Raw genomic sequence first — 18,987 nt, forward strand, 5'->3', positions numbered from 1 at the left:
CAGCGGCGCGCTTCAAGCCTTGCGCTTGGTTTCCGACAGGATTTCTTCCACCATCGCCTTCGCGGCGACGGACATGGCCTTTCCCTTGCGCCGCGCCAGGACGATCGGGCGGCGCAGGCGGCGGTCCCGCACGGGCACGGTCGCGAGGCCGGCCCGCTGGAAGTGGAACAAGGTGAGCTCTGGCACCACGCTCACGCCCAGGCCCTGCGCGACCAGCGCCGCGACGGTGGCGAGGTGTTCCACTTCCAGTGCGTTGGGCTGCGCCGCCGCGCCCGCCGCTTCGAGATGCTGCCGCACGCTGCTGCTGCGCGCGAGGTGGATCATCTCCTGGCCCTTCAACTGCGCGAGCGTGACGCCGCGCTTGCCCGCGAGCGGATGCGTGACCGGGCAGACGAGATGGAAGGACTCGTTCACGAGCGGCGTCACGTCGAACTCGCGCAGGTCCCCGCCGGCGGTGATGAACATGTCTACCCGTTCCTCGCGCAGCAGCGCGAGGCCGCCGCCGGCCAGCGTGTCGAAGAGCTCGATGCGGATGTTCGGGTTGGCGGCGCGGTAACGCGCGATGACCTTCGGCATCCACACTGCCGCGACGGAAGGCAGCGCGGCGACGGCCACCTTGCCGATGCGCCGGGTCGCGAGCTCGTTCAGGTGGGATACCGCATGCTGCAGGTCCTGCTGGATGCGCGTGACCTCCTGCGCGAAGACCTCGCCCTCGGGCGTGAGCGTGACGTGGCGCGTGGAGCGCTCGAACAGGGCCACGCCCGCCACCTGCTCGATGCGCGCGATCTTCTGGCTGAACGCGCTTTGCGACAGGTGGCAGCGCTCCGCTGCGCGCGTGAAGTGCTGCGCGTGGGCGAGGGCCAGGAAGGCGTCGAGGTCGCGCGAGGAGAGATTGATCGATGCCATGGATGAAACGATCCAATCTTCCCATTTTACCGATCCGTGCCCGGCCCCTAAGCTGGCGCCATGAATTTGCACATCGGCTGCGGCGCAGGGTTCTCCGGGGACCGCTGGGATGCGGCCGTCCCGGTGGTGAAGACGCTGCGCGCCGGCGGCCACCCCTCGGTGCTGATCTTCGAGACGCTCGCCGAACGCACGCTCGCGCTCGCGCAGCTCAACCGCCGCAAGGACGCCGACAGCGGCTGGGAGCCCTCGCTCGAGCGTTTCCTCACGCCGGTGCTGCGCGACTGCGTGGAAGCCGCCATCCCGATCGTGAGCAACTTCGGCGCGGCGAACCCGGCGGGCGCCGCGAAGCGCATCCACGCGCTCGCCGCGCAGCTCGGTGTGCGGGTGTTGAAGGTGGCGGTGGTGCAGGGCGACGACCTGATCGCATCGCTCGCGCCGGAGCGGCTGGCCGAACTCCTGCCTGCGGCATTGCAAGGCAAGCCCCTCGTCAGCGCCAATGCGTACCTGGGCGCCGTCGAGATCGCGCAGGCGCTGCAGGCCGGCGCGGACGTCGTCGTGACGGGGCGCGTGGCCGATCCCGCGCTCGCCCTGGGGCCCATGCTTGCCCACTTCAAATGGGGCATGGACGACTGGGACCGCCTCGCCTGCGGCACCATGGCCGGCCACCTGCTCGAATGCGGCGCCCAGGTCACAGGCGGCTACTTCGCGGACCCGGGGTTCAAGGACGTTCCCGGCTTGGCGAACGTGGGCTATCCCATCGTCGAGATGGCGTCGGATGGCAGCTTCGTCATCACCAAGGCAGCCGACACGGGCGGCCGGGTCGACAGGCAGACCGTCACCGAACAATTGCTGTACGAGCTGCACGATCCGGCGCAGTACCTGACACCGGACGTCATCGCGGACATCGGCGACGCGGACATCGAGCAGGTCGGCGCGGACCGCGTCCGCGTCACCGGCGTGCGCGGCCATCCGATGCCGCCGACGCTCAAGGCGACGCTCTGCTACGAAGGCGGCTGGGTCGCCGAGGGCGAGATTTCCTATGCGGGGCCCAACGCCACGGCGCGCGCGCGCCTGGCTGCCGACGTCGTGCGGGACAGGCTGCGCCACCTCGGGCACGGAGCCGTGCCGCTGCGTGCGGACTTGGTCGGCGTGACCAGCGTCTTCGCCGACGACGGCGGACGGTGGTGGAACGACCACGACGCCCCCGCGAGTGAGGACGTGCGTCTTCGGCTCGCGGCGGCTTGCGCGTCGAAGGACGAGGCCGACGCCGTGGTGCGCGAGGTGCTCGCGCTCTACACCTGCGGGCCGGCCGGGGGCGGCGGCGTGCGCATCCAGGCCACGCCGCGGCTCGCGAGCGATTCGTGCTTCGTGCCGCGCGAGTGGCTGCAACCCGCCTGGAGCTTCCTGTGAGCGCCGTGCTGCTGCACACGCTCGCGCATGCGCGCACCGGGGACAAGGGCGACCGCTCCTGCATCTCGGTGATCGCCTACGACGCGCGCCACTGGCCGACGCTGGTGGAGCAGGTCACGGAGGACCGCGTGATGCAGCTCTTCGCGCACCGGCGCCCCTCCGGCGTGAAGCGCTACCTGCTGCCGAAGCTGCACGCGATGAATTTCGTTCTCGACGACGTCCTCGATGGCGGCGTGAACGGCTCCCTCAACCTGGACACGCACGGCAAGTGCCTCTCGAGCCTGCTGCTGTCACTGCCCATCCATCCGAACGATCCACAGGAGACAACACGATGACCACGACCCTCACCCGGCGCTTCGCACTGGCGGCCCTTGCAGCGACGGGCCTTGCCGCCACCACGGCGGGCGCGCAGACCTTTCCCGACAAGCCCATCACCTTCATCGTGCCCTTCGCCGCGGGCAGCGCCACCGACCAGCTCGCGCGCGCGCTGGGGCAGGGCGTGACGCAGGAGACGAAGCAGCAGGTCGTGATCGACAACAAGCCCGGCGCGAATGCCTTCATCGGCGCGCAGGCCGCGGCCAAGGCGCCGAACAACGGCTACACGGTCTTCATCACCACCAACACGACGCACGCGGCCAACGAGCATCTGTTCAAGAAGCTGCCCTACGACCCGGTCAAGGATTTCGAACCCGTCGGGCTCCTCAGCAAGGGCGGCCAGATCCTGGTGGTCAACAACAACCTGCCGGTGAACAGCGTGGCGGACCTGGTGAAGTACGCAAAGGCGAATCCGGGCAAGCTCTCCTTCGGCTCGGGCAGTTCCTCCAGCCGCATCGCGGGCGAGCTGTTCAAGCAGATGACGGGCTCGTTCATCGTGAACATCCCCTACCGCAGCAACCCACCGGCGGTGACGGACCTGATCGGCGGGCAGATCCAGCTGATGTTCACCGACATGGCGACGGGCCTGCCGCAGGTGAAGGGCGGGAAGGTCAAGGCCCTGGGCGTGTCCGCCACGCAGCGCACGTCGCTCGCACCGGAAATCCCGACGATCGCCGAGACGGTGAAGGGCTACGAGAGCACCTTCTGGTTCGCGGCCTATGTACCCGCCGGAACGCCTGCGCCTGTTGTCGCGCGGCTCAACGAGATCCTGGCCAGGGCGAACAAGAGCGCCACGGTGACGAACTTCTACCAGAGCGTGGGCTTCGAGGCGCTCGCCGGCAGCCCGGACGACCTGCGCAAATTCCAGGCGGCGGAATCGCAGAAGTGGGGAAAGATCGTCAAGGCCGCGGGGATCGAGAAAGAGTAGGGCCCTGCTTACACTCCTGCGTCCAGGCATGAGGGGCCATAAACGCACTCGCGAACTGCTGCACTAGGCGCGCGTGCACGTGCACCCGCTGGACAAGCCGGTGATCGCGATGATATGATCCCTTATCAGCTGATGATAAGGGAGACGCTTGAAACCACCGGATCGAGCCATCGACACATTGCTGGATCTCGACGGGAGCGTTTTCGAACAGGAAGGTGGGTTCTGGATGAAGGTCGAAGCCAGGCGAATCGATCCGACGGAGTTCGTTCCCCATGGGATCCGGTACAGCTTGACCTTGCATAACCGGCACGGGAAGCGGGTTCTAGGCTATGACAACGCCCATGCGGTGAAGCCGCCCGGGAAGTTCAAATTCGCCGGCCAGCGCTTGCCCTATGACCACAAGCATCGGAGTGCAAGCGACAAGGGTGTGCCTTACACCTTTGCTTCGGCTCAGGGATTGTTGGAAGATTTTTTTGCAGAGGTGGACAAGGTGGTGGCCGCTGCGATCCAAGGAGACTGAGATGAAGACGATCGTGATCGGTGTCATGTCGCAAGAGAAGATCCGTGCGCGGGCGCTAGCCATCGCCAGGGGCGAGTACAAACCCAAGCCGGGTGAGCCCAAGATCTGGTTCACTTCCATGCGCTCGGTGGCGGAGGTCTTGAGCGACTCGAACCGGGCCTTGCTCAAGGTGATCGAGGAGACCGATCCGCACTCGATGGCAGAGCTGGCGCAGGCCACGGGGCGGCAGCCCGGAAACCTCTCGCGAACGCTCAAGACCATGGAGCGCTACGGCTTGGTGTCGCTGCGGCGGGAGAACCAGCAGATACGGCCGGTGGCAAACGCCACCACTTTCAAGATATGGGCAACGGCCTGATCGGCAGGCTACGGCCTGCTCCACTTCACCTGCCCATGCAAGGCCGGGCCCCCGCCCTCGCAGTGCTGTTCGAAACGCAGCGACAGCCGCACCAGCGAGCCGCCGTCGTAGGCGATGTCGTCGACCGCGAACCAGCCTGAGAGCGTGTTGCAGCCGCGGCCGGTGCCCGACCACTCGAGGCCGCCCTTGGCCGGGTTGCGGAAGGGATAGCGGCTCAGGTCTCCGTAGTAACCCGCCTGCACCGGCGTCACGCCCGTCATCGCCGCGAAGTTGCCCGTCCACCATTCGGTGGACGAGTTGGCGCCCACTGCAATCTGCGCGCCGCCACCGCTGACCGTGAAGTTGGTGTACGTGTAGTTCTTCCCGTCGCCGATGTAGTCGCCGAAGTCGCTTTGCAGGTAGACGTAGTTGCCGCTCGCGGGCACCGCGCCTGCGGCGGGCTTCCAGAGCGTCGCGGGTACCGGTGTCACCGGGCCGGGCACGGTGGTCGGGTCGTCCGCGCCCCAGGTGATCTGGCCGCGCAGGGCGTTCGGTCCGCCTTCGCAATACTGCACGAAGCTGAGGGCGATCGCGTTGAGCACGCCTTCTTCGTCGTAGGTCGCCGCGTTCACCGTCATCGTGGCCTTGAGCGTGTTGCAGCCGCGGCCGTCGCCGGACCAGTCGAGCCCGCCTGCCCCGCCGTTGAACGGGTAGCGCGTGAGGCCGGTGTAGGTCGTGCCTGCCACCCATTTCGTCGTGCCCGTGGGCAGCACGAAGTTGCCGTACCACCAGGTGTCGCCGTTCACGTTCACCGAGAGGTGGCCGCCGCCTTCCGAGATGCCCAGCTGCGCATTCGCCCTGGTGTATTCGTAGGTGCGGCCGCCGCCGATGTAGTCGCCGTAGTCGCTGACCAGGCGGATCTTCGTCTGCTGCGTCGACAGCGGCACGGCGGGCGTGACGCCCAGCGCCGCGGACGGCGCGCTCGTGCCCTGCTGGTTCGCGGCAGTCACGATGCACGAATAGCCCTGGCCGTTGACGAGGTTCGGCACGACGATGGGGCTTGCGGGCCCCGACGCGGAGGAGATCGACGTGAAGCCGTGCGCACAGGTCGCCGTGTAGCCGGTGATCGGCGAGCTGCCCGCGCTCGCCGGCGCGGTGAACTCGACGCTGGCCGAGCTGTCGAGCGCGCGCACGCGCGTGAGCGTGGGCGCGCCCGGCGCCATGCACCCGATGTGAGCGGCCTCGCAGCTGAAGTCCGCAAGGCTGCCCACATGGGCGATGGCGCCGCGGCTCAGCGGGCCCATCACATACACCTGGCTCTCCGCGACGCCGAGGTAGGTGTTGGTGGCCGGGTAGTAGCGATAGAGGTAGGGCGACTTGAACTGCGTCTCCTGGCCGCCCGGTGCGAAGTAGCCGGGATACGCCGACTCCGCCCAGTTCATCAGCATGTCGACGGTGAAGCCCGTCCCTTCCGCGAGCGGCCGCACCGAGGCGCGAAGCGCGGGCGTCGCGCGGACGCAGTCGCCGCCGACCCGGTGCGCCTCGCCCTGCAGGAGCGACTGCGGATCGCACTTCGACGCCTCGAGCACGGCGCGCGCAGGGGACGGCATGGGGGATGCGTCCTCGCCGCCGCCGCACGCGGAGAGCGCGGCGCACAGCGTGAGGCTGCACAAGGCAAGGGAGAAGAGTTTGTTCATGGGACTGCGGATGAACGGGGAGGTGGGTGACAGCTCGATCGATTATCGATGAGCTGCGGTACGCTCGTCGACTGGAGGTTCCCATGATCACGATCACCCTGGAAGACGGCACGCGGCAATCCCTGCCGCCGGTGGATGCCGTCGGCGGCTCGAACTGCGGCACGGCCGGCATCTGGCGTTTCGATTCCGGCGCGCCGGGCCCGCACGTCGCCATCACCGCGCTGATCCACGGCAACGAGGTCTGCGGCGTGCAGGCGCTGTACGACGTGCTGCAGGCCGCGCCCGCCGTCGCGCGCGGGCGCCTGACGCTCGCCTTCTGCAACCTCGAGGCCTATGCGCGCCTGGACGACGCCAACAAGGACGAGCGCCGGCTGGTCGACGAAGACCTGAACCGCGTGTGGGGACGGCTGGAGGGCCCGGGTGCGAATGGCGATACCTACGAAGTGCGCCGCGCGCGCGAGATCGTGCCGTGGGTCCAGGACGCCGATGTGCTCGTGGACCTGCACTCGATGACGGGCGCCGCGCCCGCGCTCGGCCTCGTCGGGCTCGCGGCCAAGAACGTCGAGCTCGCGCGGCGGATCGGCTACCCCGCGCTGCTCGTGCGCGACGCGGGCCATGCCGCCGGCCTGCGCCTGATCGACCGCCACCCCTTCGGCGACGCGGGCGCCGCGCCCACCGCGATGCTCGTCGAGTGCGGCCAGCATTTCAGCCGCGAGGCCTTCGATGCGGCGAAGGAAACCGTCGCGCGGACCCTTTCCGTGTTCCTGGACGGCAAGCCCACGCCGCCTGCCGCGCCCCAGAGCGTGATCGAAGTGGTGGAGGCGGTGACCATCCGCACCGGCGCCTTCGAGTTCACGCAGGACTGGCCGAACATGGCCGTGGTGCCGAAGGCGGGAACGCTGGTGGGTCGCGACGGCGAACGGGAAGTGCGCACGCCGCACGACGAGACGTATCTCGTCATGCCGGCGTCGCCGCGTTTTCGCAAGCCGGGGCTCACGGCCGTGCGCTTCGGCCGGCGCGTGTAGGGCCGTTCAGGCGATCCGCCGGAACCACAGCAGCGACAGCACGGCCGCGGTCATCGCGAACAGCGCCGCGGCCATCGCGAGCAGGGCCGTCACTTCCGTCTCGCGCGTCTGCACCTGCAGCCGCGAGCCGAGGTTCTCGTAGACGCTGCGAAGCTTCTCCGCGGTGCCGGCGTAGTGGTACTCGCCGCCGGTCATGCGCGCGACTTCCTTGAGCGTGGGCTCGTCCAGGCGCAGGTACATCGGCATCCCTTCGCCGGACGACGCGAAACCGTCGACCGTCCCGAGCCCGACCACATAGACGCGCACGCCGCGGTCCGCCGCGAGCTTGGCGGCGACGAGGGTGTCGACACCCGTCGTGCGGCGGCCGTCGCTGAGCAGGATGATCGCGGCGGAGTTGTACGAGCCCGGCGCGACGGGCGTGAACGCCTTGGGCGGCGGCTTCGCGCGGTCGTCCAGGCTGCGGGCGCGCTTGTTCCCGCCGAAGGTCATCTCGCCGACGTCGATGCCGTGGTCCGGGAACAGCTCGGCCACGCACTGCGCGATCGCGTTGCCGATCGCGGTGCCGAACTGCATCTGGATGCGGTCGATCGCCGTCACCAGCGCCTCGCGGTCGAGCGTGGCGGCCTGTGCGACCTGGCTGCTGCCCGCGAACGTGACGAGGCCGACTTCGATCTCGCGCGGCAGGTCCTGCAGGAACTGCCTGGCCGCGGCCTGCGCGGCCGCCATGCGCGTGGGCTTCACGTCGGTGACGCGCATGCTGAGCGACACGTCGATCGCGAGCAGGATGGTCGACCGGGCCCAGGGCAGCGGCACGCTCGCGACGGGACGGGACGCCGCCACCACGAGCGTCGCGCAGGCCAGCAGCATGAGCGCCGGCGGGACATGCCGGCGCCAGTGCGGCCCAGCGGCTGCCTCGCGGACGATGCCCAGGCTGCTGTAGCGCACCGCGGACTTGCCGCGGCGGCGCAGCAGCCACAGGTAGGCGATGGGCAGCAGGGCGATCGCCGCCATCAGCCACAGGTACTGGGGCCACAGGAAAAACATCGCGCTTATCGTGCGCCGGATGCGGCCTCTTTGCAACCCGCCAGTTGCGCCTGGACCGCAGAAACGATGAGCGGGATGGCCGACGGCGGGAACGGCGAGACGCTGCTGACGTTGATCTCGCACAGCACGTAGCGCTCGACCTGCGCATCCGGTTCGCCCAGCAGGAAGTCGCAGTCCCACAGCAGAGGCAGGCGCTCGCGCGCCAGCCCGACGCGCTCGCGCAGCAGTTCCACCCAACCGGACTCCAGCGATGCGCGCAGGCCCTGGCAGGACGCCAGGTCGGCGCCGTAATAGAGCCGCGGGCCGGGCAGCGGCGGCGGCTCCGCGCCCGTGGCGGGATACAGCGCATTGACGGCCTGCACGCCGAAGCCGCCGACGCGGTCGCGCACCAGGTAGGCGCGGACCATGCCGTCCACCAGGCGCGGCTGCCAAGCCTGGTCGATCATGTGGCCGCCGCTCGCGGGCTCGAAATACGGCGCCATGCGCTGCAGGAACGCCGGCCAGGCAAGGCGCTCTTCCTCGCTGCCGCGCTGCGCATGGCGCACCTTGAGCAGGGTGGAATCGGCGGCGTCGCGCTCGACGCGCCAGACGCCCGCGCCGCTCTGGCCGCGATGCTGCTTGAGCACGCGCGCACCGCCGAGCAGGCGCTGCGGCAGTTCCGACTCGAGCTGGGCAAGGCTGTCCACGCGATGCACGTCGCTGCCGAAAGGCAGGTCGCGCGAGGCGACGAGCACGTCCTTGGTGCCGAGCGCGAGGATCGCATCCGGATGCGCGCTCACGTGCACGCCCGCATCCGCCACGCGTCGCAGCATGGCGTCGAGCACGTCGCGCCGGCGCCCGCCTTCGATGGGGTTGCACCACACGAGCACCACGTCGACGGCGTGCAACTGCGCCTCGACTTCATCGGCGAAGTCGTCGTGGTACACGGCGGGGCGGGCCGCGATGCCGGCGGCGGCGAAGGCGTCGAAGAGGGCGGCGAAGCGGCTTTCGGCGGGGTCGCAGCGGTTGCGCGCGGCACGGTCCCCGGGATACAGCAGGGCGACGCGCGCGTCGCCGCGGGAAGGCCGGGAAAGCGGGGTGATGTGTTGCAAGTCAGGCTCCTTCACGGGGCGTGCCCGTCGGGGTAGCAGAACTTGGACGCGGCTCGCGTCTTGAAGCGGGGAGCCTGCCGGGGTCCCCAGGGCGCATTCTAGGATGCGCGACGCAGAGGGTAAACCCGGTCACCCGAAACACCGACGCATGGCCATGCTTGAGCAGCCACCGCCCTGGAGGACCCATGCCACCTGCCCACGCCAACGACAGCAAGTTCGCAGGCACGATCCCGCAGCTCTACGAGCGCTACCTCGTCCCGCTGATCTTCGAGCCCTATGCCGTCGATATTTCCCGCCAGGTCGCGCGACTGTCGCCCGGCTCCGTGCTGGAGCTGGCCGCCGGCACGGGCGTGGTGACGCGCCATCTGGCCAGCGACCTGCCGGCGGATGTCTCCATCGTCGCCTCGGACCTGAACCAGCCGATGCTCGACGTGGCCGCGCAGCGCGGCACCGCGCGGCCGGTGACCTGGCGGCAGGCGGATGCGATGCAGCTGCCTTTTCCCGACCAGTCCTTCGACGTCGTGGTGTGCCAGTTCGGGGTGATGTTCTTCCCGGACCGCGCGAAGGCCTATGCCGAGGCCGCGCGCGTCCTGCGGCCGGGCGGCTACTTCGTGTTCAACGCGTGGGACCGCATCGAGAACAACGACATGGTGTCCACCGTGTGCGGCGCGCTCGACGAACTCTTCCCGCAGGACCCGCCGCGCTTCATGCACCGCGGGCCGCACGGCTATTTCGACAGGGATGTGATCGCGGGCGACCTCGCGCGGGGCGGGCTGCCGCGCAGCGACATCGCGCTCGTGCCGCACACGAGCCGCGCGCCGTCCGCGAACGATCCGGTGCTGGGCTATTGCCACGGGTCCCCGCTGCGCACGGAGATCGAGGCGAAGGGCCCGGACGCCCTGGACCGCGCAACCGACAAGGCGACGGCCGCACTGCTGGAGCGCTTCGGTTCCGGCCCGGTCGAAGGGCGCATCCAGGCGGTGGTCGCGATCGCGCGGGCCTGAACGCGCCCGCGCGTCTCGTCAGCTTCGGATCTCGATGCGGCGCGGCTTGGCCTCTTCCGACTTCGGGATCGTGAGTTGCAGCACGCCGTTCTTCAGCTGCGCGTCGATCCTGCCGGTGTCGAGCTCGCGGCTGAGCGTGAACTGCCTGCGGTAGGCGTTGAGCTGCGCTTCTCCGTAAATGAGCTCCAGCTCCGGCGGGGCCGCAACCTTGGCGTCGGCTTCGATGACGAGCGTTTCGCCGTCGACACGCACGTGCAGGTTCTCGCGCGACACGCCGGGCAGGTCGGCCATCAGCGTGATGCCGCTCTCGTCCTCGAAGATGTCGATGGGCGGCACGGCGTGCGGGCGCGTGGAAGCCGGGTCGCCCGCGTTCTGTGAAGTGGCGGTAGCGTTCATGAAAATCTCCTCGATGCTCGGTCAGCTGATCTGGATGCGGCGCGGCCGCGAGGACTCCCGCTTGGCCAGGGTCACGCGCAGCACGCCGTCCGCATAGTGCGCATCGACCTTCGCGGGGTCGATGTCCTCCGGCAGGCTGATGACGCGCCGGAAGTTACCGCTGAAGCGCTCGTTGGCATAGGCCACGGTGCCTTCCTTGTTCGCGGGGATGCCGGGGGACCGCTCCCCGGTGATGATGAGCAGCCCCTTGTCGATGGAGAGGTCGAGCGCCTTGGGGTCGACGCCCGGCGCCAGCACCATGACTTCGAGCGCCTCGGCGGTGCGCCCCACGTTGATCACCGGAAAAGCCGCGTTCGACGTGGCGCGGATGCCGTCGTCGAAGCGGCCGGGGTCCATCTGCCGCTGCAGCCAGTGCAGTTGGGAGAGCAGGTCGGCAGCGGGTCGGAACAATCCATTCATGGAAGTCTCCTGTCGTTGTCGGTGCAAAAAAATTAGGAGCGGGGGCGCGGGCCTTCAAGGGGGGCCGAATACGAAATGGATTACGTAGTGATGAGCACGCCGGCCCATGCCGTCCCGCTGTGCTTCATGGAGCCCATCCGACAAGACAATGCGCTCGCAGACTATGCGGCCGCAGGCGCGGCCTCGCGACACTGGGGCGATATCGGCTTCGGAGACAGCATGACCCCCCAGATCCATCGTTGGCAGCGCTTCAGGCAGATCGCCGGTTTGCTCTGGACGCACGGCCGCGCGATCCGCTCGGGCGGCGAGGTCGAGGGCGCATCCGCCACGGCGGACCCCGCGGCAGCGGGCAAGCCCGCCAGCTCCGCCGTGCCGGCGCGCGATCTCGCGGACGAGCTGGAATCCATGGGGCCCGCCTATGTGAAGTTGGGGCAAGTGCTGTCGAGCAGGCCCGACCTTCTTCCGCCGGAATACATCAAGGCCCTGGCGCGCCTGCAAGACGACGTGAAGCCCTTTCCCTTCGAGGAGGTGCGGGCGATCGTCGAGGAAGAGCTGGGCGCGAGACTGTCCAAGGCCTTCGCGTCGTTCGATGTCGAGCCGGTCGCGGCGGCTTCGCTCGGCCAGGTGCACTGCGCGACCTTGCGGGACGGCACGCCCGTCGTGGTCAAGGTCCAGCGCCCCGGGGTCGCGAAGCAGGTCGCCGAGGAATTCGACGTGCTCAACCGCATCACCGGGTTCCTGGACGTCCACACGCAGGTCGGCCGGCGTCACCGCCTGCGCCAGATGCTGGAGGAGTTCCGCACCTCGATCCAGGAAGAGCTGGACTACGAACGCGAGGCGGAGAACCTCGTCGCCGTCGGCGCGAACCTCGCCGAATTCGAGCGCATCGTCGTGCCGCAGCCGGTGCCCGATTTCTGCACGCATCGCGTCCTCACGATGGAGCGCGTGCGCGGCACGAAGATCACGAAGCTGTCCGGCTTCGCGCGGCTGGACATCGACGGCACGGCCCTCATCGACGAGTTGTTCCACGCCTACCTGAAGCAGGTGCTGGTGGACGGCATGTTCCACGCCGACCCGCACCCGGGCAATGTGTTCATCACGAGCGAAGGGCGGCTCGCCTTGCTCGACCTCGGGATGGTGGGACGCACCTCGACCGACATGCAGGAGAAGCTGCTGAAGATCCTCATTGCCGTCAGCCACGGCAGCAGCGAGCAGGCGGGCGACACGATCGTGGAGATCAGCGAGCGTGCGGAGAAGGACGACACCGCGCGCTTTCGCCGGCGCATGGGCGTGCTGGTCGCGGCGCAGCAGGGACGCGGGCTCCGGAACATCAACGTGGGGCAGACGCTGCTGGAGGTGGCGAGCCTCGCGGCGGAGTGCGGGCTGTTCGTGCCCCCGGAGCTCACGTTGCTCGCCAAGACGCTGCTGCAGCTCGACGAGATCGGCCGCATCCTCGACCCGGAATTCGACCCCAACGCCGCGGTGCGGCGCCACGCGGCCACGCTGCTGTCGCGGCGCCTCAAGCGGGAGACGACCGAAGGCAACTTGCTGACGGCGGCGATGGAGCTGAAGAACTTCGCTGCGGGGTTCCCGCACCGCGTGAACCGCATCATGGACGCGGTGGCGAACCGCGAGCTCGAGCTCAAGGTGCGCGCGGTGGACGCCGGCGACGTGATCCAGGGAATGCAGAAGATCGCGAACCGCGTGACGTCCGGCCTGATCCTCGCCGCTCTCATCATCGGCGCTGCGCTCCTCATGCGGGTGAGCACGGATTTCGTGGTGCTCGGCTATCCGGGCTTCGCGATCATGTGCTTCATGGCCGCGGCACTCGGCGGTGTCGTGCTGCTCGTGAACATCTTCCTGCAGGACCGGGCGTCGTCGCGCAAGGCGCGTTCGCCGGGGGCTTGAAGCAACGCCTGTGGATCCGCCATGACTTCCCGTACCAGCCCACCTATCTCCGAACGCGCGATGAAAATGGCCGAGAGCCGCTTCCCGCAGCTTGCGGCGAAGTCCGGTCGCGCACATCAAGTCGTCCGGTTTTGCCGGGAAACTCGGCCTGCATTAACTGATCGGCCGCGTCGCGATCGACAAGTCGTTGACGCTGCCTACATCAGCCAATGGGCTGCATCGAGGTGGTTCGTGAAATACCGCAGCCTTCCGCCCGCGGAATTGGCGGCGGAGCGGGTGGCGTCGTAACGCTTCTCGTCGGGCACCACGATCGCCACGCGCGTCCCGCCGAGCGTCGCTCCCGCGTACTGGCCGATGCTCACCAGTTCGTCCGGATCGAACGTCGCGGGAACGCTCACGCAATCCACCAGGATCCGCGTCCAGCCCTCGCGCCGGGACAGCGCCGCGGCCAGGTCGACCAGCGCCATGAAGTCGTTGAACCTCGGCGCGCCGGTGCAGATCAGCAGCAGGTGCGAGGCGCGTGAAATTCCGACCGAGAACATGCGGGTTCCTTGTGATTCGTATGAACGGCATTTGGTGCGCCGATGCGCAGGTGCAACCCCGGCCTTTGTTCCCGCAGGAACAAAGGCACCGAATTCCGGCGTGAATGTCCCCTGCGGAACATTCGAGATCACGAATGCGGCTCGGTGTTGTACAGCTGCGTCAGGCCGCTGACGACCTGGGCCTGCGTGCCCATCACGACGAAGACGCGAAAGCTGTATGTTCCCCGCGGGTTGTCGATGCGGCTGACCATGTTCCACTTCGACAGGCCGAAGCCGTAGCGCCAGCGGCCATATCCACCCCCCGCAAGGGATTGCGGGCTCCACACGCCCACGGCGTTCCTGCCGTCGGCCGTGGCGAAGATCACGGGCTGGCTTTGCTCTCCGGGACCATCGCCCAGGGGTGAGAGACGCCCCGTCGTCGTGCTGATCGTGTAGAACCTGGTCGTTGCGCCCGGGAACGCATAGCGGTTCATGTAGCCGGTGAGGATTTCGAACTGGCCCACGGAATGGATCTCGTCGGCCGGGACCGTGAAGCTCACCTTCCACTCGATGGCGTTCGGATTTCCGCCATAGCCGAAATGCACCGTCTTGTTCAGGATGTGGTTGCTGGTCCTCTGGCCGTTGACCGCATTCCAGAACGCCATCTTCACCGTGTCGGACAGCACGCCCGGACCGGAGCTGTTGCCCAGCGGGATGCTCGATGAGCCGCCGGCCGGAACCTGCACACGGTCCAGGTAGCCTCCGGCCTCGGTCGGGTTGAACGCCTCGCCCATGCCGTCGAAGCTCACCGCGCTCTGGATGCATCGTCCGTGGTCCACGGCGTCGATGAACTCCACACCATTGACCTTGAGCGAACACACCGCACCCCCGGAATAGTCGTATGCAGTGGCGGAGAACACGCCGCCGCCCACCGTGAGCGAAGCCGCCTGCACGGAAGCCGCAACCGTCGCAAGAACGGATGCCAGGAGAAACTTCTTCATGCTGTCGGAATGCCGAGGGGGAACATGCTCTTTCCTTGTGGTGCGTCAGAGCAGCAATTGGTGCGATGATGCGCACGTGCAACCCGGGCTTTGTTCCCGCAGGAACAAAGGCGCCGAATTCCGGCGTGAAGGTTCCCCGAGGAACATTCGCCAAGCGAAGGGCGCCATGCCTGCCACCCGACCGGAATTCGCGCGGATCCGTCTTGCCTTCGGCAAGAGCGCGTATTTCCGCGCATTGCCCCCGGCGACGCTGGACACGCTGGCGGCCGCGTCGACCCTGGTCCATTGCCCCGACGGTCCCCTGCATGGCCCCAACGAAGCGGCGCAGACGTTCTGGCTCGTGCTCGAGGGCAGCGTCATCGTGTCCTGGCCCTCCGCCGCCGAAAGCGTGCCCGTCGCCGCGATCGGCGTGGGCAGCTTCTATTGCGCATCGTCCCTCGTCGAAGGCGGCATGACGGTGACCGAGGCGCGCGCCGAGCGCCATACGGTCTGCGCCACGATGCCCTCCGAACGATTCCGCGCGATCGCGCGTGCCGACCCGGCAGTGGCTGCGCTCGTGCCGAAGCTGCTGCTCCAGCGTTTCGAGGCGGCGCTGTCCTTCGCGGCGGATGCCGTGTCCGCGAAACTGCCGCAGCGCCTGGCACGGCGGCTCCTTGCGCATGGGCTTGCGGTCGGCCAGGACCTGGGCAGCACCGATGTCGAGCTGCGCATTTCGCAAACCGATCTCGCGCGCATGCTCGGCGCGAGCCGGTCGAAGGTGAACGAGGCGTTGCGGCGCCTGCAGGAAGTGGGCTTGATCCGCATCGGCTACGGGCGCATCGTGCTGGTGCAATGCAGGGGCCTGTCGGAGATCGCGGGAGGGTGGGTCCCGAAGCTCTGATCCCGCTATACTGTTGTTTTGTACAGTATCGCAGGACCGCCCGTGTTCGTAGAAGTTCGTGTCCTCTACCGCGAGGGAATCGCCGTCCGCGACGTGCGCCCCGTGGTGGGCCAGATATTTTCCGACCGCCACAAGGGCGTGCAGGTGTTGTACCTGCGCGCCGTGGACTGGGTGCACCACGAATCCACGCCGTCGGAGCCGCTGTCCATCCTCTGGCATCCGGTCTGCGTGGTGGTGAACTACAGCTCGATGTGCTTTCGCGGCGTGGAGGCCGTGCAGAAGGGGCCGGCACGTCGCTGGACCACGCAGAAGTGGCTGTGCGACGTGCTGGATGCGCAGCGCGCGAAGGCGCGGCTGGCGCAGCAGCAGCAGGAAAGCCCGCGAGTCAACTGAGCTTTCCGCAGGCCATCACTGCATGCGTTGCAACCCGCCCGCGGGCAACCCCAGTTTCGTGCGCAACGAGTTCTCGTATTCCCAGTCGGCGGCACAGTCGGCGTTGCAGAACAGCCTGTCCTGCTCCGTCACCTGCTCCTCGCAGTAGTGGCAGCTGCCGATCGGCCGCAGGCGCCCGGCGCGGCTGCGTTGCGCGGCCAGGGCTTGTGCGAAGTGGCGTTGTTCGGCGTCGAACGCGAGATCTGCTTCGTCCATGGGGCTGCTCCTTGAAGTATCAGGCTGAGGGCCGGCCGGATGCGCGCGGGGTGGGCACGCCGGCTTTCGAATACGGGCTGGCCCACCGCGTGGCCAGGATGCGGGCAGTGCGCTCCGCCGCCGTCATGGGCCGCTTCTCGCGGGCCTGGGGCCTGGATTCGCTGCCGGCCGATGGATGCTGGTCGCTGCTTCGCACTGCAATCTCCTGTAGGGGTTGGACAGGGCGATATTCAGCCTGCGGTACTGGCTCGGCTGTAAGCGAACGCCTATCGCGTTCGTAGTGGCGCGGATCGATCCCGCGTCGGTTTTTGGCGCCGCCGAGCTTCGGGACGTGTATCGGTTCTTACAACGGCGTCACCGTTGTAAACGGAGCATTTCTTCGATCATCGAAGCAGTCGTCACAAGGAGGCACCCATGGCCACCACACCCGCATCGGAATTTCGCGTCAACAGCAACACCCCGTTTTCGCAACAACTGCCCGTCACGACCACGCTGGCGGACGGATCCGTCGTCGTCGCCTGGGTCGACAACGGTGTCGGCGGCGTGGGCACGGTGCGCTTCCAGCACTTCGACGCGCAGGGCGGGCTCATCGGGGCCGAGACGCAGGTGGGGCAGGGCTTGTACATGTTCCAGGCGCCCTCCATCGCGCGCTTGGCAGACGGAGGCTTCGTGGTCGTGTGGGACGAGAGCGACAAGTTGCACGTGCAGCGTTACTCGGCTGCCGGCACCCCGGTCGGAGGCGACACGCCGATCGTGGCGCCCGACTCGACCAGTTTCCGTGTCGACGGCCAATCGGTGGCGGGCCTGGGCGATGGCGGGTGGATCGTGGTGTGGCAGACCTCGACCTACCCTGCCTTCCACGAAACCGCGATGAGCCAGCGCTACGACGCGAACGGCGCGGCCATCGGCGAGCCGGCGATCATCCAGTCGGTCGACAACGTGAACATCGGCAGCGTGTCGGTGACGGCGCTGTTGTCCGGCGGTTGGGTGGAGACCTGGGTCTCGGAAGGACAGATCGTCCAGCGCCGCTTCGATGCCGGCGGCCAGATGCCCAACGGCGGCACGCCGCAAGTGGTGAGCGCCTCGGGTGGCGACGCGCCGCACGTCGCGGCGCTGGCCGATGGCGGCTGGGTCGTGCTCTATCCGAGCGATTACCAGTCGCTCGCCGTGCAGCGCTATGACAGCACCGGGCACGCGGTGGGCGGCGCCGTCGCAGTCACGGGCGCCGCCACGATCCCGTACGGCCTGGGCGCGACGATCGCGGGCCTGTCCAACGGCGGCTGGGTGGTCGCCTGGGAAACGACCCCCAACCCGCCCGGCAACGCCGACACCTTCGACATCCACGCCCAGCGCTACGACGCGACGGGTGCGAAGGCGGGCGGCGAGATCCTGGTGAACACCGAACAGCACTTCGGCCAGTACCAGCCCTCGGTGACGGCGCTGAAGGACGGCGGCTTCCTCGTCGGCTGGACCTCGGCGATGCAGGACGGCATCGACGGCGGCGTGTACGCGGCGCGCTTCGACGCGAACGGCGTCCCGCAGTCGAACACCGGATGGCTGCAAGGCGATGCGTCGAACGACACGATCCAGTGGGACGGCGCGCAGGATGCGCGGCTCATGGGCTACGCCGGCAACGACACGCTCGCCGGCGGCACCGGCAACGATGTTCTCGATGGCGGCACGGGCAACGACGTGCTTCGCATCGGCAGCGGCCACGACAACCTCAATGGTGGCGCCGACGTGGACACGGCGCTCTTCGCCGGCAGCACCGCCGGCATCGCGAGCGCGGCACGCGGCCTCGGCAATGCGTTCCATGTGACGACAGCCGACGGGACCTTCGATCTCTCCAACGTCGAACGCGCGCAGTTCAGCAACGGCCTCTACGCCGTGGACACACAGGCGCAGTACAACTTCCTGCCCGGCACCGGCGGCAACGCCTGGTGGGCGGCTTCGTTCTGGCACTTGGGCTTCGGCGCACTTCCGAACGAGCAGGACCTGAGCCGCTGGACCGCGAAGATCGACCAGTTGGGCAGCGACCACGTCGCGCTGGCGCAGGCGATGCTCGATACCTATGCGCCGGGTATCTCGAGCGAAGCGCTGATCACCCACATTTTCCAGGCGCAGGCGCACCGCGACCCCACCGACGCGGAGATGCAGCAGTGGGCGCGTTACGTCGCGCCGAGTCCGCCGCCTTCGGGCGGCTCGCAGCCGTGGTTCGACACGCAGGCGGGATTCGTCGCCTATGTTGCCCAGCTCGAATTCCACACCGCCGCGATGGTGGGCTTCACCGGTACGGTGCAGCCGCTGGACCCGAGCTACTTCTGACAGCGGGATGCTGCACGCGGCTATCGCACAAGCCCGCTACACACATCCGGCCCGGCCGCTCACGCCTTGGCCCGCGGCTTCATACGGAAGCTCACGCCCATGCGATTGATGGCATTCATTGCGGCGATGGTGAGGGTCAGATCGACCAAGTCCTTTTCGCCGAACATTGCCAAGGCGGCTGCATAGGCCTCATCGGAGGCGTGGGTCTCGCTCACGCGTGTCACCTCCTCGGACCACGCCAGTGCGGCGCGCTCCTGTTCGGAGAAGAGGTATTGCGCCTCGTGCCAGACCGGAACAAGCACCACTTTCTCGATCGACATGCCTTCAGCCAGCAGGTCGCGGGTGTGGATGTCTATGCAATGCGCGCAGCCGTTGATCTGCGAGACCCGCAGGAAGACCAGGTGGGTCAGCAAGCCCGGAAGGCCGGTGCTTTGAGTGACGAAATGGTGCAGCACCCCGACAGCCTTGGCGCCCTCGGGAGATGCCTGGAACCAGACAGCACGATTCATGGAACG

The 18,987-nt window shown here is 68.1% G+C and carries 22 protein-coding genes; 11 read left to right on the forward strand and 11 right to left on the reverse strand.

Going from position 1 to position 18,987, the window contains the following annotated elements; genetic code table 11:
• Positions 1-12: 12 nt before the first annotated feature.
• On the reverse strand, positions 13-906 hold the full coding sequence (locus tag I5803_RS21210) for a LysR family transcriptional regulator (RefSeq protein ID WP_196988295.1): 894 nt from the start codon (positions 904-906) through the stop codon (positions 13-15).
• A gap of 60 nt (positions 907-966) precedes the next feature.
• On the opposite strand from I5803_RS21210, the gene I5803_RS21215 reads away from it, so the two are divergent.
• The 5 genes from I5803_RS21215 (at position 967) to I5803_RS21235 (ending at position 4,494) form a co-directional block, all read left to right on the forward strand.
• Positions 967-2,316, forward strand: a complete 1,350-nt coding sequence (locus tag I5803_RS21215; RefSeq protein ID WP_196988296.1) for an acyclic terpene utilization AtuA family protein — start codon at positions 967-969, stop codon at positions 2,314-2,316.
• Complete coding sequence (locus I5803_RS21220; protein ID WP_354001697.1) at positions 2,313-2,651, forward strand: AtuA-related protein; 339 nt, start codon at positions 2,313-2,315, stop codon at positions 2,649-2,651. Before I5803_RS21215 ends, I5803_RS21220 begins: the two co-directional genes overlap by 4 nt.
• Positions 2,648-3,619: a Bug family tripartite tricarboxylate transporter substrate binding protein gene (locus I5803_RS21225; RefSeq protein ID WP_196988297.1), complete on the forward strand. Its 972-nt coding sequence runs from the start codon at positions 2,648-2,650 to the stop codon at positions 3,617-3,619. Before I5803_RS21220 ends, I5803_RS21225 begins: the two co-directional genes overlap by 4 nt.
• 148 nt (positions 3,620-3,767) lie before the next feature.
• Positions 3,768-4,139: a toxin-antitoxin system TumE family protein gene (locus I5803_RS21230; protein ID WP_196988298.1), complete on the forward strand. Its 372-nt coding sequence runs from the start codon at positions 3,768-3,770 to the stop codon at positions 4,137-4,139.
• A 1-nt stretch (position 4,140) separates the two neighbouring features.
• Positions 4,141-4,494, forward strand: a complete 354-nt coding sequence (locus tag I5803_RS21235; protein ID WP_196988299.1) for an HVO_A0114 family putative DNA-binding protein — start codon at positions 4,141-4,143, stop codon at positions 4,492-4,494.
• Positions 4,495-4,502: 8 nt separating this feature from the next.
• Here I5803_RS21235 and I5803_RS21240 read toward each other — a convergent pair whose 3' ends face one another.
• Positions 4,503-6,170 carry a fibronectin type III domain-containing protein gene (locus I5803_RS21240; protein WP_196988300.1) on the reverse strand — a complete coding sequence of 556 codons (1,668 nt, stop codon included), beginning with the start codon at positions 6,168-6,170 and terminating at the stop codon, positions 4,503-4,505.
• An 83-nt stretch (positions 6,171-6,253) separates the two neighbouring features.
• On the opposite strand from I5803_RS21240, the gene I5803_RS21245 reads away from it, so the two are divergent.
• A complete protein-coding gene (locus I5803_RS21245) occupies positions 6,254-7,195 on the forward strand; it encodes a M14 family metallopeptidase (RefSeq protein ID WP_196988301.1) in 942 nt (313 codons plus the stop codon).
• Between the two features lie 6 nt (positions 7,196-7,201).
• Here the strand turns inward: I5803_RS21245 and I5803_RS21250 are convergent, their stop codons facing one another.
• Complete coding sequence (locus I5803_RS21250; RefSeq protein WP_196988302.1) at positions 7,202-8,239, reverse strand: VWA domain-containing protein; 1,038 nt, start codon at positions 8,237-8,239, stop codon at positions 7,202-7,204.
• Positions 8,240-8,244: 5 nt separating this feature from the next.
• Complete coding sequence (locus I5803_RS21255; protein ID WP_231402491.1) at positions 8,245-9,330, reverse strand: Cj0069 family protein; 1,086 nt, start codon at positions 9,328-9,330, stop codon at positions 8,245-8,247.
• A gap of 185 nt (positions 9,331-9,515) precedes the next feature.
• On the opposite strand from I5803_RS21255, the gene I5803_RS21260 reads away from it, so the two are divergent.
• On the forward strand, positions 9,516-10,334 hold the full coding sequence (locus I5803_RS21260; RefSeq protein ID WP_196988303.1) for a class I SAM-dependent methyltransferase: 819 nt from the start codon (positions 9,516-9,518) through the stop codon (positions 10,332-10,334).
• 18 nt (positions 10,335-10,352) lie between these two features.
• On the opposite strand, the gene I5803_RS21265 is transcribed toward I5803_RS21260, so the two are convergent.
• Together I5803_RS21265 and I5803_RS21270 are read right to left on the reverse strand one after the other, a co-directional pair.
• Positions 10,353-10,730 carry an Hsp20/alpha crystallin family protein gene (locus tag I5803_RS21265; RefSeq protein WP_196988304.1) on the reverse strand — a complete coding sequence of 126 codons (378 nt, stop codon included), beginning with the start codon at positions 10,728-10,730 and terminating at the stop codon, positions 10,353-10,355.
• Between the two features lie 21 nt (positions 10,731-10,751).
• The gene (locus I5803_RS21270) at positions 10,752-11,189 is read right to left on the reverse strand and encodes an Hsp20/alpha crystallin family protein (RefSeq protein WP_196988305.1); all 438 of its coding nucleotides are present in this window, start codon (positions 11,187-11,189) and stop codon (positions 10,752-10,754) included.
• A gap of 219 nt (positions 11,190-11,408) precedes the next feature.
• On the opposite strand from I5803_RS21270, the gene I5803_RS21275 reads away from it, so the two are divergent.
• Positions 11,409-13,097, forward strand: a complete 1,689-nt coding sequence (locus I5803_RS21275; protein WP_196988306.1) for an ABC1 kinase family protein — start codon at positions 11,409-11,411, stop codon at positions 13,095-13,097.
• Positions 13,098-13,294: 197 nt separating this feature from the next.
• Here the strand turns inward: I5803_RS21275 and I5803_RS21280 are convergent, their stop codons facing one another.
• Together I5803_RS21280 and I5803_RS21285 are read right to left on the reverse strand one after the other, a co-directional pair.
• Positions 13,295-13,639: a hypothetical protein gene (locus I5803_RS21280; protein ID WP_196988307.1), complete on the reverse strand. Its 345-nt coding sequence runs from the start codon at positions 13,637-13,639 to the stop codon at positions 13,295-13,297.
• A gap of 128 nt (positions 13,640-13,767) precedes the next feature.
• Positions 13,768-14,619, reverse strand: a complete 852-nt coding sequence (locus I5803_RS21285) for a hypothetical protein (RefSeq protein ID WP_196988308.1) — start codon at positions 14,617-14,619, stop codon at positions 13,768-13,770.
• 166 nt (positions 14,620-14,785) lie between these two features.
• Here I5803_RS21285 and I5803_RS21290 point away from each other — a divergent pair, with 166 nt between their 5' ends.
• Positions 14,786-15,499 carry a Crp/Fnr family transcriptional regulator gene (locus I5803_RS21290; RefSeq protein ID WP_196988309.1) on the forward strand — a complete coding sequence of 238 codons (714 nt, stop codon included), beginning with the start codon at positions 14,786-14,788 and terminating at the stop codon, positions 15,497-15,499.
• A gap of 42 nt (positions 15,500-15,541) precedes the next feature.
• Positions 15,542-15,892 carry a hypothetical protein gene (locus tag I5803_RS21295; protein ID WP_196988310.1) on the forward strand — a complete coding sequence of 117 codons (351 nt, stop codon included), beginning with the start codon at positions 15,542-15,544 and terminating at the stop codon, positions 15,890-15,892.
• Positions 15,893-15,907: 15 nt separating this feature from the next.
• On the opposite strand, the gene I5803_RS21300 is transcribed toward I5803_RS21295, so the two are convergent.
• A complete protein-coding gene (locus tag I5803_RS21300; protein WP_196988311.1) occupies positions 15,908-16,147 on the reverse strand; it encodes a hypothetical protein in 240 nt (79 codons plus the stop codon).
• A gap of 19 nt (positions 16,148-16,166) precedes the next feature.
• Positions 16,167-16,343, reverse strand: a complete 177-nt coding sequence (locus I5803_RS21305; RefSeq protein WP_196988312.1) for a hypothetical protein — start codon at positions 16,341-16,343, stop codon at positions 16,167-16,169.
• Positions 16,344-16,561: 218 nt separating this feature from the next.
• Here I5803_RS21305 and I5803_RS21310 point away from each other — a divergent pair, with 218 nt between their 5' ends.
• Positions 16,562-18,472 (forward strand): calcium-binding protein, encoded by a 1,911-nt coding sequence (locus I5803_RS21310; protein WP_196988313.1) that lies wholly within the window; start codon positions 16,562-16,564, stop codon positions 18,470-18,472.
• Positions 18,473-18,531: 59 nt separating this feature from the next.
• Here I5803_RS21310 and I5803_RS21315 read toward each other — a convergent pair whose 3' ends face one another.
• On the reverse strand, positions 18,532-18,981 hold the full coding sequence (locus I5803_RS21315; RefSeq protein WP_196988314.1) for a carboxymuconolactone decarboxylase family protein: 450 nt from the start codon (positions 18,979-18,981) through the stop codon (positions 18,532-18,534).
• Positions 18,982-18,987: the final 6 nt, after the last annotated feature.

This window comes from Caenimonas aquaedulcis (assembly GCF_015831345.1).
GTDB classification, from domain to species: domain Bacteria; phylum Pseudomonadota; class Gammaproteobacteria; order Burkholderiales; family Burkholderiaceae_C; genus Ramlibacter; species Ramlibacter aquaedulcis.

Excerpts from the sequence above, each read along its gene's own strand:
- I5803_RS21210 (WP_196988295.1), bottom strand. The coding sequence starts at position 906 with ATGGCATCGATCAATCTCTCCTCGCGCGACCTCGACGCCTTCCTGGCC.
- I5803_RS21215 (WP_196988296.1), top strand. The coding sequence starts at position 967 with ATGAATTTGCACATCGGCTGCGGCGCAGGGTTCTCCGGGGACCGCTGG.
- I5803_RS21225 (WP_196988297.1), top strand. The coding sequence starts at position 2,648 with ATGACCACGACCCTCACCCGGCGCTTCGCACTGGCGGCCCTTGCAGCG.
- I5803_RS21235 (WP_196988299.1), top strand. The coding sequence starts at position 4,141 with ATGAAGACGATCGTGATCGGTGTCATGTCGCAAGAGAAGATCCGTGCG.
- I5803_RS21240 (WP_196988300.1), bottom strand. The coding sequence starts at position 6,170 with ATGAACAAACTCTTCTCCCTTGCCTTGTGCAGCCTCACGCTGTGCGCC.
- I5803_RS21245 (WP_196988301.1), top strand. The coding sequence starts at position 6,254 with ATGATCACGATCACCCTGGAAGACGGCACGCGGCAATCCCTGCCGCCG.
- I5803_RS21250 (WP_196988302.1), bottom strand. The coding sequence starts at position 8,239 with ATGTTTTTCCTGTGGCCCCAGTACCTGTGGCTGATGGCGGCGATCGCC.
- I5803_RS21260 (WP_196988303.1), top strand. The coding sequence starts at position 9,516 with ATGCCACCTGCCCACGCCAACGACAGCAAGTTCGCAGGCACGATCCCG.
- I5803_RS21265 (WP_196988304.1), bottom strand. The coding sequence starts at position 10,730 with ATGAACGCTACCGCCACTTCACAGAACGCGGGCGACCCGGCTTCCACG.
- I5803_RS21270 (WP_196988305.1), bottom strand. The coding sequence starts at position 11,189 with ATGAATGGATTGTTCCGACCCGCTGCCGACCTGCTCTCCCAACTGCAC.
- I5803_RS21275 (WP_196988306.1), top strand. The coding sequence starts at position 11,409 with ATGACCCCCCAGATCCATCGTTGGCAGCGCTTCAGGCAGATCGCCGGT.
- I5803_RS21280 (WP_196988307.1), bottom strand. The coding sequence starts at position 13,639 with ATGTTCTCGGTCGGAATTTCACGCGCCTCGCACCTGCTGCTGATCTGC.
- I5803_RS21285 (WP_196988308.1), bottom strand. The coding sequence starts at position 14,619 with ATGAAGAAGTTTCTCCTGGCATCCGTTCTTGCGACGGTTGCGGCTTCC.
- I5803_RS21290 (WP_196988309.1), top strand. The coding sequence starts at position 14,786 with ATGCCTGCCACCCGACCGGAATTCGCGCGGATCCGTCTTGCCTTCGGC.
- I5803_RS21300 (WP_196988311.1), bottom strand. The coding sequence starts at position 16,147 with ATGGACGAAGCAGATCTCGCGTTCGACGCCGAACAACGCCACTTCGCA.
- I5803_RS21310 (WP_196988313.1), top strand. The coding sequence starts at position 16,562 with ATGGCCACCACACCCGCATCGGAATTTCGCGTCAACAGCAACACCCCG.
- I5803_RS21315 (WP_196988314.1), bottom strand. The coding sequence starts at position 18,981 with ATGAATCGTGCTGTCTGGTTCCAGGCATCTCCCGAGGGCGCCAAGGCT.